Here is a 16004-nt window from a genome sequence, read left to right on the forward strand (position 1 = left end):
GTTAATTTTTTACTCGTTCTCGTAAAATGAATTTTTGTACTTTTCCAGTTGAGGTTTTTGGAATGGCCTCAAAAATAAATTTACGTGGTAATTTAAATGAAGCCATGTTGTCACGGCACCATTGACCAAGTTCCTCTTCTGAGGCTTTCTGGTTTTTGTTAAGTTCTATAAATGCGCAAGGGGACTCGCCCCATTTTTCATGAGGCATTGCTACAACTGCTGCTGCATTAACAGCAGGGTGCTTATGTAATACCTCTTCTATTTCAATTGAGGATATATTTTCACCGCCAGAGATAATAATGTCCTTTGAGCGGTCCTTAAGCTGAATGTAGCTATCATTATGAATGACCGCTAAGTCACCTGAGTGAAACCATCCGCCTGCAAATGATTCTTCAGACGCCTTTTTATTTTTTAAATAACCCTTCATGACTACATTGCCCCTAAACATTACTTCACCAATAGTCTTTCCGTCATGAGGAACGGGTTTCATGGTTTTTGGATTAACAACATCTAGAGATTCTAGTGGCAGATAACGAACGCCTTGACGGGCTTTTAGTGAAGCTTGTTTTTCCTTATTAAGGTCATTCCATTCTTGGTGCCATTCATTAACAACTGCAGGGCCATAGGTTTCAGAGAGGCCATATAGATGAGTGACATTAAAGCCCGATACGTTCATTTCAGTAAGTGTTTTCTCAGGGGGAGGTGCTGCAGCGGTAAAGAACTCAACTCTGTTTTCAAGCAAACGCCTTTTACTATTTTCTAGTGAAAGAATTGTTGACATAACAACTGGAGCCCCACATAAGTGAGTCACTTTGTAATCGGACAAGGCGTCCCAAATCGGTTCAGGTTTGACGTGTCTTAAACAAACATGTGTTCCAATTATTGCAGACATTGTCCAAGGAAAGCACCAGCCGTTGCAGTGGAACATTGGCAGCGTCCAAAGATAGACTGCGTGTTTATTAATTGAGGCAATGAGCGCATTGCCTTGAGCTAATAGGTAAGCGCCGCGATGATGAGAAACAACTCCTTTCGGGTTTCCTGTAGTTCCAGAGGTATAATTTAGTGATATTGCATCCCACTCATCTTCGGGCATAAGCCAATCAAACCCGGAGTCTCCACCAGATAAAAAAGACTCGTATTCAACCGCTTCACTTAGGGAGTCACTTATTGGAAATTCACTGTCACTGTAGTCAATTAAAATCGGATTTACCTTAGATAGTTCTAATGCAGATCGAATGGCGCTAATAAACTCACGATCTACAATCAGCACTTTAGTATTAGCATGATCAATTTGGTAGGCAATTGTTGCGGCATCAAGTCGCGTATTTATACTATGTAAAACAGCTCCACACATTGGAACGCCATAATGCGACTCGAGCATTGCAGGAGTATTTGCAAGAATTACTGATACAGTATCACCGCGATTAACCCCTTTTTTTGAAAGTGCAGATGCAAGCTGACAAGAGCGCTGATAGAACTCACTATAGCTTCGCTTTATGGACCCATGAATTATTGCTGTGTAGTCTGGAAATACTGACGCCGCTCTTTCAAGAAAAGTAATTGGCGTTAGAGGCTGATAGTTAGCTGGATTTCGATCTAAATCAGTGTTGTAAGGATTGCCCATAATCGTTATGACTATTCATCTTGCCATTTAGGCTGACGTTTTTCTAGAAATGCATTAATGCCCTCTTTTGCATCAAGTGTCAGCATATTATCGACCATTACTTTTGATGCATAATCGTAAGCATCAGAAATAGACATATCTTTCTGATTGTAGAAAGCTTGTTTGCCAGTTTTTAAAGTCATACTTGATTTTGAGGCAATCACTTCAGCAAGCTCCATAGCGCTTATAGTTAAATTTTTATCGTTTACAACGCGATTGATAAGGCCAATGCTCTCTGCTTTATTTGCATCCACCATTTTTCCAGTTAATAGCATTTCCATCGCTGCTTTGTTGGATATGTTTCGAGATAGCGCGACCATAGGAGTTGAGCAAAAAAGACCAATATTGACGCCTGGCGTAATATATCGTGAGGATTCTCCACCAACAGCTAGGTCACAACACGCGACAAGCTGGCAGCCAGCTGCAGCTGCTACTCCAGCAACCTCAGCAATGATTGGCTTAGGATGATTGACAATTAGCTGCATGAGGGCAGAGCAGGATGAAAAAACTTTTGTGAAGTATTCGAGCCCATCATCATCAGCACTTCTTCCAGCAGACATTTGTTTTAAGTCATGACCAGAGCAAAATGCAGGGCCGTTAGCAGCAATTATGATTACTCTGGTCTTTCCATCTTTTGAGGCGTGATTAAGAGACAGAGTAATTGCAGTCATCATCTCTTCAGACAAAGCATTTCTTCGTTTGGCATCGTTTAGTGTTAAGCGAAAGACGCCATTATCAGTAAATTCTTCAAGCAGTATTGATTCGATAGGACTTTCCTTGTTGCTCATAAAATAAGCCTTATATTAGCATATACGCTTTAAATTTTTTTAAATGTTTATGTTAACTTCTACGCCAGAGTCTAGAGTATTTGCAATGAAGCAATATCTGTGAGCTCTGTCATGCATCTTTTCTAATTCTTCATGACTAACTTCAAAACCATGGTCAAAGGATACTTTTGGATGCAGGTCTATTTTATTTACAATCATTTGCTTCTTATCATTCTTGCCTAGGTGTGCAATTGCATGATCTTCGTAGGATAATACAGGCCACTTTGTTTTTGCTGAAAGAGCTAAAAAAGTCATCATATGACAGCTGCTTAATGAGGCAGCTAGAGCTTGTTCAGGGTTGGTGTTTTCAGCTGAGCCACCCCAGTCAGGAGCAGTGTCAGCCTTAACCATGTAATGATCATTGTATGAAACTTCATGTTCGCTAGAAAATTTTCCAGGAGAGAGTTCTTCTTCTTTTCTCTTCCAGTTAAGTTTGATAGATAGTTCAGACATAAACTTTCTCCTAAATAATTTTGATCGGTTTAAGACGCTGAAGTAATTTTTTTCTTAGGGTCATAGAATGGTTTTTGCACAACCTTAATAGGATGATTTCCCTCTGATGTTCGAGTTTCTGCAACCATATCTATAGCCGAATAGTTAACATCTATAATAGCAAGTGCAATATTTTTGTCAAGCCTAGGCGAGTAAACTGCTGACGTTATGTAGCCAACCTCACTTGAATCTATAAAAATTGGCCAGTAGCTGGTATTGGGATGCTGAAGAGGTGGGCATGAGATCTCTACACCAACTTGTCTTCGCTTAACTCCCTCAGATTGAATTTTTTTAAGTGCATCTTTTCCAATAAAGTCTGCACCCATTTCAAGGTCAACGAGTCGATCTAATCCAAGCTCAAATGGATTTACAGTGTAGTCCATATCTGCCTGGTAAGAAAGCATACCTCCCTCAATTCTTCTTATTGTTGAAGTATGTCCGGGAACCAGCCCCATTGGTTTGCCAATTTCCATGATGTGGTCCCAGAGTTCATTTCCTCGAGAGCCATCACGTAGGTATATTTCATAACCTAACTCACTTGACCAGCCTGTTCTGGAAATGATTAATGGGATCCCATTCAGTTCAAACTCTTCTAGCCAGTAATATTTAAGGCTATCTATTCTTTCACCAAAGATTGCTTTTGCAATATCGCCTGACTTAGGACCTTGAAGCTGAAGCGGCGATACATCAGGCTCACCTAAATTAACATCTAGGCCAGAGTTGACGGCGACACCTTTGGCCCACATCAAAATATCGCTATCAGCCAAAGATAGCCAGAAGTGATTTTCACCAAGCCTTAAGAGTACGGGATCATTTAATACGCCACCATTTTCATCAGTAATAAGTACATACTTGCACTGCCCAACAGCACACTCAGAAAGGTTTCGAGGCGTTAGTAATTGTACAAATCTAGCAGCATCTGGGCCCGTTATTTCAACTTGACGCTCAACTGCAACATCACAAAGAATGGCCTCGTTCACAAGATTCCAGAAGTTTTGTATTGGATCACCAAAGTCTCTAGGGATATACATATGATTGTAGACTGAAAATCCCTGTGCTCCCCAGCGCACTGTCGCATCAAAATATGGAGACTTCCTCACCTGGGTTCCAAAACTAAATTCTTTTTTCATAGACACTAATTCGCATTAAATAAAAGCGAAATAATACACATTTTTCAATGTGTTGCAGATGTTTTTATTGCGCTTTTTGGCTATGTTATAAAGTTTGTTTCTCGAGTCAGTTCCGAAAGAATTTCGGGTCCCTCAGATCTTAGGATTACAATCTCTTCAAGTCTAACCCCAAATCTGCCTTGAAGGTAAATCCCTGGCTCAACTGAGAACACCATTCCTTCATCAAGTATTACTTCGGATGTTGCAGTTATATAAGGTGGCTCATGAATGTCAATACCAAGCCCATGACCTAAGCGGTGAACAAAGAATTCTCCATAACCTGCTTCAGTAATGACATCCCTTGCAGCAGCGTCAACTTCTTTTGCCATCACGCCTGGTTTCGCAGCTGCCATAGCTGCTTGCACTGCACGCTCTACAATCGCATGAACTTCAAGATAATCTTTTGGTGGTTCTCCCACTACCGACATGCGTGTCATGTCACTTGGGAAGGTTCCTTTTCGACCACCGATATCAATCAATACTACGTCACCATTTTCTACTTTTCTGTTTCCAGTATGATGATGCGGGAAAGCACCATTTGGGCCAGATCCCACAATGCAAAATTGAGGTTTAGCGCCTTCTGAGATAAAGTGTTTATTTATTGCTTCACCAATTTCAAGCTCAGTCACACCTTCTTTAATTGCTGCAAAACCAGCTTTCATTGCTCGATCATCGATTAGCGCATTCTCTTTAAGATTAGAGTACTCATCATTATCTTTGCGCATCCTAAGTGCGCCAATAGTAGAATTAGTAAACTCATAGGTCGGTTTTGGTAAGGCGTCGATAAGTATTAAAGCAAAGTGAGAGCGCATTGCTTCATCTATAGCAATGTGTTTTGCATTTGATGAGCCGGTATAAGAGAGAGCCTCATCTAGTGCTTCTTCGGGACCGTTTTCATCTTTCCAGCTAAACATTTTAATATCAGAGCGCTTCATTGCATCCTCTGCATTCACTGACGGCATGAGGAAGGCATCATTTTCCAATCCCATCAATAACATACAAGGTCTTTCATCAGGAGAGGGGTTGAAGCCTAACAACCATTTCATATGGGTGCCAGGACCAAGGGCAATTAAATCAACATTGTTATCCTTCATGCGAGTGCGCACAGAGTTTATTTTTTGTTGCATAAGCTTTTCTAATAAATTTATAAATAAATTAAATTATAGATTCAATTTTAGGCATTAGTCTAATAAGTTCTTTAGTATATTGGTGCTCTGGATTATTAAATAATTCCTCAGATTCTTTTGTTTCACAAATACTTCCATTTTTAAGCACTACAATCCTATTACACATTTGTCTAATTACAGGAAGATCATGGCTAATAAACAACATAGTAAGGTGAAGCTCATCTTGAATATCTTTTAAAAGATTTAATACTTGAGCTTGTATGCTCACATCCAAGGCAGAAGTAGGCTCATCACAAATTAATAAGCTTGGTCTTGTAGCTAAAGCCCTGGCAATTGATATTCTTTGTCTTTGCCCTCCAGAAAATTCATGAGGATATCGATCCAATGACTGTCTTGACATTCCAACAATATCTATCAAATCGTAAAGATTTTGCGTGAGCTCATTCTTATTAATATTTTTTTGAAAAAGCTTTATTGGTTCAGATATTATGTCTCTTACTTTAAATCTTGGATTTAAAGATGAATATGGGTCTTGAAATATCATCTGAATTTGGCCCCTACTCTTATCAATTTGATATTTTTTTTTCAAATTATAAAGTGAGATATCATTATAAAAAATTTCTCCATTACTTGGCCTTACAAGACCTGTAATAATTTTTGCTATTGTTGATTTTCCTGAACCAGATTCACCAACTAAACCTAGAGTTTCACCTTCAAAAAGCTCAAAAGATACATTATCAACCGCCTTCTCTACTTTATTAGCTGACTCATTTTTTGATCCAAATGAAAAATTATTTATCAAAGATTTATCATCAAAAATTTTAGTAACACCTGCCAGTTGTAAAACTTTTTTATCTTTATTTTTTTCTCTAACTCCCCAAGTTTTAATGATTTTTTTTGTTAAATTTTTAGAATCAGATGTAATTTCTTTTCCATCAGGACTAATAAGTCTGAATCTATCAATTTTTTTATTTGTGGGAGGCACAGAAATAACTAAGCTTCTAGCCTCATTAGATTTAGGGTTCGTTAACAATTCTTTAGTATCACCTTGCTCAACAATAAGCCCATGTCTCATAACAATAACTTTATCTGTTGTCTCAGCAATAACGCCCATATCATGCGTAATAATAATTACACCTAAATTTCTTTTTTTAGTAAGATCTTTAAGTAGTTCTAGTATTTGATGTTGAATACTTACATCTAGAGCAGTTGTTGGTTCATCAGCTATAATTAAATCCGGCTCACAACTTATTGCTAAAGCAATAACAACCCTTTGACGCATTCCTCCACTAAATTGATGAGGATAATCTTCAATTCTTTTTTCAGCGTTATCTATTCCAACTTCTTCTAAGAGTTGAATCGATTTTTTCAATGCATCTTGATAGTTTAAATTTAGATGTGTTTGAATAGTTTCAATTAATTGATCTTTTATTTTAAATAATGGATTTAAGGATGTTTGAGGATCTTGAAAAACAAATCCAATTTTCTTTCCTCTAATTTTTTGAATGAGCTCTTCGTTATCTCTTAATTCATAATTATCAATTTTAATTGATCCACTTGTTATTTCTCCTGGTGGATCAATTAAATTTATGATGGCATTTGCAATGGTAGATTTTCCAGAGCCAGATTCACCAACTATGCCTAATATTTCACCCCTTTCCAATGTGAATTCAACATCTTTACTAGCAACAATTGTTTCTTTTCTAGTTGGATAGCTAATATTTAAATTTTTAACCTCTAAAAAACTCATCTTATTTTTAATTTTGGATTTAAGGCGTCTCTCATCCAATCTCCCAATAGGTTAATAGATAAAGCTAAAACGATTAAAAAGATAGCTGGGAAAAATGTAATCCACCATTCACCTGAAAATAAAAAACTATTTCCAAATCTAATTAATGTCCCTAGTGAAGGTGTGGTGGGCGGCACCCCTACGCCTAAAAAACTTAATGTAGATTCTGTGATTATTGCAAGAGCTAATCCGATTGTAGCAATCACTAAGAGAGGCCTAAGTATGTTTGGTAAGATATGTTTAAACATAATTAGAATGTTTGATAGTCCTATAATTCTCGAAGCTGAAACATATTCTTTATTTTTTTCAACCAGAGTAGACGCTCTAGAAACTCTAGCAAACTGTGGCCATTCAGAGATACCAATCGCAAAAATTAACACGTAAATTGCCATGTCACTATGCATCGATTGTGAAATGAATGATTTCGCGATACCATTTACGAGTAGAGCCATTAGAATACTTGGTATTGTTAATTGGACATCTGTAATTCGCATGACAACTATCTCATATTTACCACCTATATAGCCAGCAGTAACACCAAGGAATACTCCAAGTGTCATCGCAAAAAGTATTGATGCAAATCCGACGATTAATGAAATTCTTGAGCCATAGATAATTGTTGAGAACATGTCTCTTCCCTGTTGATCTGTTCCAAGAATAAAGCTAGAGCTTCCACCCTCAGACCATGAAGGTGGGGTAAATGCATCCATTAATGAGACTGAAGCTGGATCAAAAGGGTTGTAGGGGGAAACTACTCCAGCAAAAACTGAACAAAGTAAAATAATGAATAAAATAGTAGTAGAGATAACTGCAATTTTTGAGTTAAAAAAGCTATACCCTATATCGGTATCATAAATTTTATTAAAGGTTTTTTTTAACATCTCTAGCTCGCCTCTTCCTTAAGTCTTATTCTTGGGTCGATAAAATAATAGGTGATATCAACAACGAAATTTATCATAACAAAAATAAAGGCAACCATAATCATGTAGGCCGACATTATCGGTATATCAACAAAGTATACTGCGTTAATAAATAGTAGGCCCATCCCAGGCCATTGGAAAACAGTTTCTGTAATAATTGAAAAGGCTATTAAGGTTCCAATATTAATACCGGTAATAGTAATTACTGGTATTAGGCCGTTTTTAAGAGCATGCTTATAATTGATAGTATTTTCTTTGATACCTCTAGCTCTAGCAAATTTAATATAATCCGTTTGAAGTATTTCCATCATTTCTGCACGAACCAATCTGATGATATATGTCATTTGAAATAAACTTAATGTGATTGAGGGTAATATTAATGCCTTAAGTCCAGAAGCAGTTAAAAAACCTGTTGCCCAAAAACCTAACTCTACAACTTCACCCCTTCCAAAAGAAGGAAGAATTCCCAGTATTACAGAAAATAGGTAAATTAATAGTATTCCTATAATGAATGTAGGAAGAGAAACACCAACAAGTGAAACAACAAGGATGATATTTGAAATAAAGCTATCTCTATGGATTCCTGTATAAACCCCTAAAATGACGCCTGATACTATTGCCAGAATAGCAGATACAAATACTAATTCGAGAGTAGCTGGCATTCTTTCAGCAATTAAATCTGAAACCTCTCTTTTTAGTTGATAAGAGATGCCGAAATCGCCTTGAATAACATTACCTAAAAATCTTGAAAATTGAATATAGACTGGATCATTTAATCCTAGAATCTCTCTAACCTCTGCTTGTCTTTCGTATGAGGCGTCTATTCCAGTCATGCTATTGACAGGGTCACCAACAAAATTGAATAAAGAAAAGGAAACAAAAGCCACAACAATCATTACAAGAACAGATTGTAAGAGTCTTTTAAAGAAATAGATAAACATGGAGAACTTGGTGATGTAAAGGACGTTTATGTTACATCAACTTGAAATGTTTTTCTGGCCAGATAACTGACCAGAAAAATATAACTTTTTTAGTTTACATTTGCAAATCTAAATAATGGTTCGTTGTTCATCCTAATTGGAACATCGACATTACTTTTTGCTGCTTGATTAACAACTTGGTGATGTAAAGGAAGATATGTTACGTCATTTTGAGTAATATCCCAAGCTTCAGCAATCATAGCATTTCTTTCATCTAAGTTTGTTTCAACACCCATTGCCGCAACTAATTCGTCGACTCTAGCGTTACTGAAATTTACTTTATTCCAGCTTCCAGAGCTTTCAAACAAGTATGAATATACATAGTGACTATCAAAAGTTGGGACACCCCAACCTAGCATATACATGTCACTAGTCATACCATTAGCATCACCCTCTTTTACTTCAGAGAAATGCTGACTCTTAGTTTTTGCATCAAGATTTACTGTAACACCAATTTTTGCAAACATACCAATAGCTGCTACACAAATTGCTTCATCGTTGATATAACGATCATTAGGACAATCCAATGTGACCTCAAACCCATCAGGATATCCAGCTTCAGCTAAAAGCTTTTTCGATGTCTCAGGATCATAAGCCATTCTTTCATCACGAGCTGCTGTGTGTCCATTAACACCAGGAGCAGTAATAATTCCTGCAGGGACACTTTGCCCTCTCATTACCTTATCTTGAATAGCATCCATATCTAAAGCATGGTACATTGCCAGGCGAACTCTTTTATCTGCAAAAGGATTTTTTCCTTTAATATTAGATGAATTCAATTCAGCTGAACCTTGATCCATACCAAAGAAAATAGTTCTATTTTGAGGAGTCATTTTCACACTATGACCTGAAGAAGAGTTGATTCTTTTAATATCTTGAACAGGTACAACATTAGTGTAATCGATCTCCCCAGAAAGAAGTGCTGCAACTCTTGTTGCATCATTCTTAATTGGAAGTAATTCAATTTTATCTATGTTGTGTGCGTAATGATTTCCCCACCAGTTGTTATTTTTTTCAAAAACAGTTCTTACGTCCTGCTCTCTGAAAGTAATTTCAAATGGTCCAGTTCCATTTGCATTAGATGCGCAATACGATGTCTCACCTGCATCCCAATTATATGAAGCTTCACAATTATTTGCTTTTGCCCAAGCTTCAGACATTACAAATATCTGAGTTAATTCGTTTAACAGAATTGGATTTGGTCCATCAGTTTTTATTTCAACAGTGTGGTCATTAAGCGCTGTTGCGGATGTAATACTTTTAATTAAATCAACCATATCAGATGGAGCAGTTCTTGCTCTATTGATACTAAAAGCAATATCACCTGCTGTTAAAGATGATCCATCATGAAACATAACACCCCTACGAATGTTAAATATCCAAGTATCGTCTGCTGTTGCGACCCATGACTCTGCAAGCTGAGGAAGTATTTCCATATTAATACCTGGAGTTACTAAGCCCTCATATATTTGACGAGAAACCATGTGTGTTGGTCCTTCGTTTTGTGCATGCGGATCAAGTGTTAAAGAATCACCAGGCATCGACCATTTAATGGAATTAGCGAAAGCTGATGAAAAAATACCAATGAGCATGAATGACAAAACAATTTTTAAAGTCTTTTTCATTTTTTTCTCCTTAATAAACGCCTAAAGTAAGACGCGATAAATTTTCAATAAAAAAACCAGCTACTATAATTTTCGCCGGCTAACAACACTATATAGTATCAAAAATGTCAGGTCAAGGTTAATTTTGGTTAATGGCCGTCACTAACCTTATAAATTAATTCATCTAAAAGATAATTAAAAAAACTATATTTCAAAAAAAACCATAAATATTTTATGAGTAATAAGGGTTCTTTAAGCCTATTATCTAATCTTACAAAAAAACTATAAAAATTATGAAAAAAATTCTGACCTTTGTAGCGCTCCTAATCTTTTCTAGCTATTCAATTGCCCATAAGCCAGTAATGAATGAAAATTCAAGCTATCCTGCCGACGCACCCTATGAAATTGAAGAGCCTGAAATCTCAAAAGCTATTTATTCAACACTTACTGGGGAGCCTCATTTTTATCGAATTGAGTCTGAAACTGATTTTAACTTTTATGCAGGTATTCTGGCCGCGAAGATTGGAGAGTGCACGCTAGAAGAAAAATTTTCTTTTGAGGTTCTAGACTCCGATTTCCATCCGTTATTTATGGCCGATGGCGAAAACTTTGAGTGGACACCTTGGTATGAAGAGTATGGAAAACAGTGGTATTGGAATGGTCCAGAAGTGGGAGAAAGCTTTCTTTCAGATCGAGTGTTTAAAGCTGGAACTTATTACATAAGAGTATTTAATAACTCTAATACAGGTCAGTATATTATTGCTGTTGGCGATATCGAGAAGTTCTCGTTTACTGATATTGTGGGATTAATTTTCTCTATGGGAAAAATTGAAGATGAATTTTGGAATCCTAGCCTATGCCCTAGTGGCTAAGTTTCATCTGGATCAATAGGCTCTGGCGCCAAAACATCTCTATTTCCGGCACTATTCATAGAGCTAACGATTCCGCTGGACTCCATGTCTTCGATAATTCTGGCAGCGCGGTTATAGCCAATTCGCATTCTTCTTTGTAGACTAGAGATTGAGGCCCTTCTTGTAGAGGTGACAATTTGCACTGCTTCATCAAAAAGTGGATCTAATTCACCAGAGGATTGTCCAGAATCTTTATTACTGACAACCTCAGTCTGTGCTTTAAGAACCCCCTCTAAGTAGTTAGGGCTCGAGTTTTTCTTAAGGTGCTTCACGACTCGCAGAATTTCGCTATCCTCCACAAATGCTCCATGAACCCTTGTAAGATGAGTCATACCAGGCGCCATATAAAGCATATCACCCATTCCAAGAAGCTGCTCAGCACCTGATTGATCCAAAATAGTTCTCGAGTCTGTCTTTGATGAAACTTTAAAAGACACTCTTGTTGGTATATTGGATTTAATTAGACCAGTTATAACATCAACACTAGGGCGCTGCGTTGCAACAATAAGGTGTATTCCAGCTGCTCGAGCTTTTTGAGCAATTCGAACAATAAGGCCTTCAACTCGCTTAGACTTAGCGCGGTCTTCTTGTGCAAGAGCACCAAGCATATCGGCATATTCATCTATAACTATAACGATAAGGGGGAGCGATTCAAGCTCTGGATGCTTTTCACCTTCTTTTGCGTTATCTGGATTAAATGAAGGATCTAACAAAGGTTTTCCTGACTCTTGAGCACGGCGCTGCTTTTCATTAAATGACTCGATGTTTCTAACACTAAACTTAGCCAAAAGACTATAGCGCCTTTCCATCTCATTGACACACCACCAAAGCGCACTTGCAGCTTCATTCATATTGGTAACAACAGGAGTAAGGAGGTGCGGAATGTCTGCATAAGATGCAAGCTCAACGATTTTTGGATCAATCATGATAAACCTTACTTGCTCTGGTGAAGCCTTATAGAGGATGCTAAGAATAATTGCATTAAGGCCAACTGATTTACCCATTCCCGTTGCGCCAGCTACTAAGAGATGCGGCATTTTCGCAAGATCAACAACAATCGGCAATCCATTGATATCTTTACCAAGCCCCATGGAAAGCGTTGACTTAGCTTTTGTGAATACTTCACTTGAAAGGATTTCTTTAAGCCCAATCATCTCTCTATTATTGTTCGGAATTTCAAGGCCAATAACTGGTTTACCTGGAATCACATCGACTATGCGAACACTTTCCACAAGCAGCGCTCTAGCTAGATCTTTGTTAAGATTCATAATCTGACTAACTTTAATTCCTGGGGCAAGCGAGATTTCAAATTGAGTCACTACAGGACCTGGAGTTACGGCAGTTATTGTTACGTCAAAGCCAAAATCCTTTAATTTAATTTCAACTTGTTGGCCCATTTCAACCAGGAACTCGTCTGTGTAGCCTAAGCCAGAATTACTCACGTCATCTAAGAGTGAAAGGCTTGGGAGCCCGCCTGACATGCCTGATTTGTATAGATTGCTGCCCTGTTCTTTTTTAGGTCTCTCTGATTTCTCAGTTTTTTGAGGTTTTTCTGTTTTCTCAGTTTTTTGAGGTTTCTCTGATTTCTCAGTTTTTTGAGGTTTCTCTACAGCAGCTGGAGTAGAGCTGATAATTTCAGGTTTAGCCCTTAAACTGCTATTATTATCTGCAGTCTTTTTATCCCTATTAAAGGTTTTTTTGAAAAGGAATGTGCTGATGCTTCCCCATGACGCGCTCGAGGCGATACTAAAGCTAACAAAAATAATGCCAATATATATTATTGTAGATGAGTTACCAAAAATTTCATAAAACACCAGATCATGCATTGACATGCCAATCGATCCACCCGCTAAAAATGTATCTTTATACCCTTCAATAATTTTTATCTCTGGCGCAAATTGATGCGCTAGCGCTGCTGTAAAAAAAAGCATGACGAGAAACGCAGTCAATCGAAGCAAGAAGGTAATCTGACTGCTGCGCTCTTTATTTGCATCTCTATGAAAGTTATATCCAAGCCAGATTAGAGCTATAGGAATGATGTAAGAGACGTAACCAAGAACTGCAATGCTTATATCGCTCAGATAAGCACCAAACATTCCTGCACTATTTATAACTGGTTTAACTAGTTGTGCGCCCCCAGTCCATGGATCTTCATCGGGTGAATATGTCACAAGTGAAATTAGGAAAACGACACCAAGAGTTAAGAGAAGAATAAAAATCGACTCACTTGCAATCTTTGAGCGCGGATTATTTATGGGGGTATTTGTAGATGTGCGTTTATTATTTTTTTTCAAGATAGCTTATAATACTCATTTGGTTAATTAGTATAAAGTATTTCATAATGAGTGATATCAAACATTGTCGAGTTTTGATTGTTGGGTCAGGCCCTGCCGGCTACTCAGCAGCAGTTTATGCAGCAAGAGCAAATCTTAATCCAGTGATGGTTAGTGGGTTTGAACAGGGTGGTCAATTAATGACTACAACGGATGTGGATAATTGGGTAGGAGATCATGATGGTCTTCAAGGTCCAGACCTAATGGAGCGAATGAAAGAGCATGCCCTTCGTTTTAATACAGAAATAATTAATGACCATATTACTAGTGTTGATTTTTCTAAGCGTCCGTTTAAGCTTCAGGGTGGTGACACTACTTATACTGCGGATGCTGTGATAATTTCAACTGGAGCTACAGCCCAATATCTTGGACTGGATTCTGAAGAAGCTTTTAAAGGCAAGGGCGTTTCTGCATGCGCAACCTGTGATGGTTTTTTCTATAGAGGCCAAAAAGTTGCAGTTATTGGCGGCGGCAATACGGCAGTTGAGGAGGCTCTTTACCTTTCAAATATTGCGGAACATGTGACTATTATTCATCGACGTGATAAGTTTAGGTCTGAAAAAATTCTATCTGACCAGCTTATGGAAAAATCTAAAAATGGCAATGTATCTATTGAGTGGAACCATAATCTAGAAGAGGTTTTGGGAAATGATATGGGCGTTACTGGGCTTCGACTTAAGGGAAACGATGGAAAAACTAAAGAAATCGATGTTCATGGTGTCTTTATAGCCATTGGCCACACGCCAAATACGGGTATTTTTGAGGGCCAGATAGATATTAATAGTGGCTATATTCAAGTTGAGGCAGGACTCAAGGGTAACGCAACACAAACAAGTGTTGAAGGCGTTTTTGCTGCTGGGGATGTTGCAGACCACGTTTATCGCCAAGCCATTACCTCTGCAGGTTCAGGCTGCATGGCGGCATTAGACGCTGAACGATTTTTAGATAATTTGTAGGGATCAAGTAGCTCGAGGATGAAATTCAAAGTCTGATTTGTTTTGCCTTGTGTATAATTACGCGATTTGGCCATATAGCTCAGTTGGTAGAGCAAGGGACTGAAAATCCCTGTGTCCCTAGTTCAATTCTAGGTGTGGCCACCATTTTTAAAAGCCGAATTAGACGATTGTTTAATTCGGCTTTTTTATAACTAATTTTCTAGTTTGAGGCGCGCGTCTTCCAGAAGAATAAAGCTGCCAAAACTATTGCAGGCAATAAAGACATTGGGTCAAGCAAAGCAGCGCCTGTGGAAATGTGTAGAAGCTGGACTGCAATAAGTGCAAGGTTTAGATAGACACCATAAATAACACAAACTTTATTGAGGTTGTCTCCCACCCAAGATGGCGCCATCCATGCAAACAGGCCAAGGGCAAATAATGGAACAGATAGAATCTGGCCAAAAGACCTCATATTTTCGCTAACTGTCCAGCCAGCTCCCTGTGCGGCCATTTCAGGCGCAACCCAAAATAATAATGCATACACCCAAACAAAAATAGCTTGAGCTCTAAGTAGATTTTGTAAAGTCATTTTTTACTCCTAAAGTTATCAAAGTTTTCCATTAAGCTCAAAATGAGCTAAATATAATTATAAACTTTAATAGGAATAATTCCTGTTAAATCAAGCGACAGCTTTTTAGTGAAGCTGAGTAGGGCTGATAAAGTCCTGTTTTGAGGGCTGTAATGTTTCTTGAATAAAGAGAACGCCTATTCGAACAAACTCAACGATTTCATAAAAGTCTTGAGTGTTTTCCTCGTTATCTAATAGGTCAGCATCCATCTGAGAAATCTCACTAATGTCCTTGATCATCTCTAATACCTCTTCATCTGAGGCTTCTACCGAGCTCAGTCCAAGACCAACCAATAATCCCTGGCACCACTCAATAAGAGTATTTGCTTGCTCTCTTAGCGGTGACTCGTCATCTGCAATAACCGGCCAAAAATTTAACGTAGGGTCTGATAGTTGTTCATTGGTGTTATTAAATATCTCTGCAAGCACATGATGAGCTTCCTTTTCAATTAGGTTATTTAAATCAATAGTAACTAGTATTTCATTTAGCCAGTCATCTAATTGAATATCTTGCTTGACGCAATAAAATCCGCACAATAATCCATGGGCTGAAGAAATTGTGTCATCGGTATTAAGCTTTTGAAGGGCATCTTTTGCCAGATCATAATTGATAGGTTGACTCATTT

General features: G+C 37.8%; 14 protein-coding genes and 1 tRNA gene. 3 read left to right on the forward strand and 12 right to left on the reverse strand.

Annotation, left to right across the window (positions count from 1 at the left end; all coding sequences use genetic code 11):
- Window position 1 precedes the first annotated feature (1 nt).
- The 9 genes from ABXT44_RS00200 to ABXT44_RS00240 all read right to left on the reverse strand — a co-directional run bounded on the left by ABXT44_RS00200 (window position 2) and on the right by ABXT44_RS00240 (window position 10592).
- Complete coding sequence (locus ABXT44_RS00200; RefSeq protein ID WP_416687080.1) at window positions 2-1624, reverse strand: acyl-CoA synthetase; 1623 nt, start codon at window positions 1622-1624, stop codon at window positions 2-4.
- Between the two features lie 11 nt (window positions 1625-1635).
- On the reverse strand, window positions 1636-2451 hold the full coding sequence (locus ABXT44_RS00205; RefSeq protein WP_416687083.1) for an enoyl-CoA hydratase: 816 nt from the start codon (window positions 2449-2451) through the stop codon (window positions 1636-1638).
- A 39-nt stretch (window positions 2452-2490) separates the two neighbouring features.
- Window positions 2491-2943: an OsmC family protein gene (locus tag ABXT44_RS00210; RefSeq protein WP_416652140.1), complete on the reverse strand. Its 453-nt coding sequence runs from the start codon at window positions 2941-2943 to the stop codon at window positions 2491-2493.
- Between the two features lie 29 nt (window positions 2944-2972).
- Complete coding sequence (locus ABXT44_RS00215) at window positions 2973-4112, reverse strand: glycine cleavage T C-terminal barrel domain-containing protein (RefSeq protein ID WP_416687086.1); 1140 nt, start codon at window positions 4110-4112, stop codon at window positions 2973-2975.
- Window positions 4113-4192: 80 nt separating this feature from the next.
- Entirely contained in the window at window positions 4193-5278 is a 1086-nt protein-coding gene (locus ABXT44_RS00220; RefSeq protein ID WP_416652145.1) for a M24 family metallopeptidase, read from the reverse strand.
- 28 nt (window positions 5279-5306) lie between these two features.
- Window positions 5307-7028: a dipeptide ABC transporter ATP-binding protein gene (locus ABXT44_RS00225; protein WP_416687089.1), complete on the reverse strand. Its 1722-nt coding sequence runs from the start codon at window positions 7026-7028 to the stop codon at window positions 5307-5309.
- Window positions 7025-7948 (reverse strand): ABC transporter permease, encoded by a 924-nt coding sequence (locus ABXT44_RS00230; protein ID WP_271556359.1) that lies wholly within the window; start codon window positions 7946-7948, stop codon window positions 7025-7027. Before ABXT44_RS00230 ends, ABXT44_RS00225 begins: the two co-directional genes overlap by 4 nt.
- 2 nt (window positions 7949-7950) lie before the next feature.
- Window positions 7951-8928 carry an ABC transporter permease gene (locus ABXT44_RS00235; protein WP_416678126.1) on the reverse strand — a complete coding sequence of 326 codons (978 nt, stop codon included), beginning with the start codon at window positions 8926-8928 and terminating at the stop codon, window positions 7951-7953.
- Between the two features lie 89 nt (window positions 8929-9017).
- Window positions 9018-10592 carry an ABC transporter substrate-binding protein gene (locus ABXT44_RS00240; protein ID WP_416687092.1) on the reverse strand — a complete coding sequence of 525 codons (1575 nt, stop codon included), beginning with the start codon at window positions 10590-10592 and terminating at the stop codon, window positions 9018-9020.
- 272 nt (window positions 10593-10864) lie between these two features.
- On the opposite strand from ABXT44_RS00240, the gene ABXT44_RS00245 reads away from it, so the two are divergent.
- A complete protein-coding gene (locus tag ABXT44_RS00245; protein ID WP_271537147.1) occupies window positions 10865-11443 on the forward strand; it encodes a hypothetical protein in 579 nt (192 codons plus the stop codon).
- Here the strand turns inward: ABXT44_RS00245 and ABXT44_RS00250 are convergent.
- Entirely contained in the window at window positions 11440-13776 is a 2337-nt protein-coding gene (locus ABXT44_RS00250) for a DNA translocase FtsK (protein WP_416687096.1), read from the reverse strand. The genes ABXT44_RS00245 and ABXT44_RS00250 overlap by 4 nt on opposite strands.
- 47 nt (window positions 13777-13823) lie before the next feature.
- Between ABXT44_RS00250 and trxB the strand changes: the two genes are divergently transcribed.
- Together trxB and ABXT44_RS00260 are read left to right on the forward strand one after the other, a co-directional pair.
- Window positions 13824-14771: a thioredoxin-disulfide reductase gene (gene trxB, locus ABXT44_RS00255; protein WP_416687099.1), complete on the forward strand. Its 948-nt coding sequence runs from the start codon at window positions 13824-13826 to the stop codon at window positions 14769-14771.
- Between the two features lie 68 nt (window positions 14772-14839).
- A tRNA-Phe gene (locus tag ABXT44_RS00260) sits at window positions 14840-14915 on the forward strand.
- 55 nt (window positions 14916-14970) lie between these two features.
- On the opposite strand, the gene ABXT44_RS00265 is transcribed toward ABXT44_RS00260, so the two are convergent.
- Both ABXT44_RS00265 and ABXT44_RS00270 read right to left on the reverse strand, forming a co-directional pair.
- Complete coding sequence (locus tag ABXT44_RS00265; protein ID WP_416687102.1) at window positions 14971-15339, reverse strand: hypothetical protein; 369 nt, start codon at window positions 15337-15339, stop codon at window positions 14971-14973.
- Window positions 15340-15444: 105 nt separating this feature from the next.
- Window positions 15445-16002, reverse strand: coding sequence for a UPF0149 family protein (locus ABXT44_RS00270; protein WP_416678138.1), 558 nt, complete (start codon window positions 16000-16002; stop codon window positions 15445-15447).
- Window positions 16003-16004 lie beyond the last annotated feature (2 nt).

Source organism: Candidatus Pseudothioglobus sp. Uisw_041 (assembly GCF_048087625.1).
In the GTDB taxonomy this organism is placed as follows: Bacteria; Pseudomonadota; Gammaproteobacteria; order PS1; family Pseudothioglobaceae; genus Pseudothioglobus.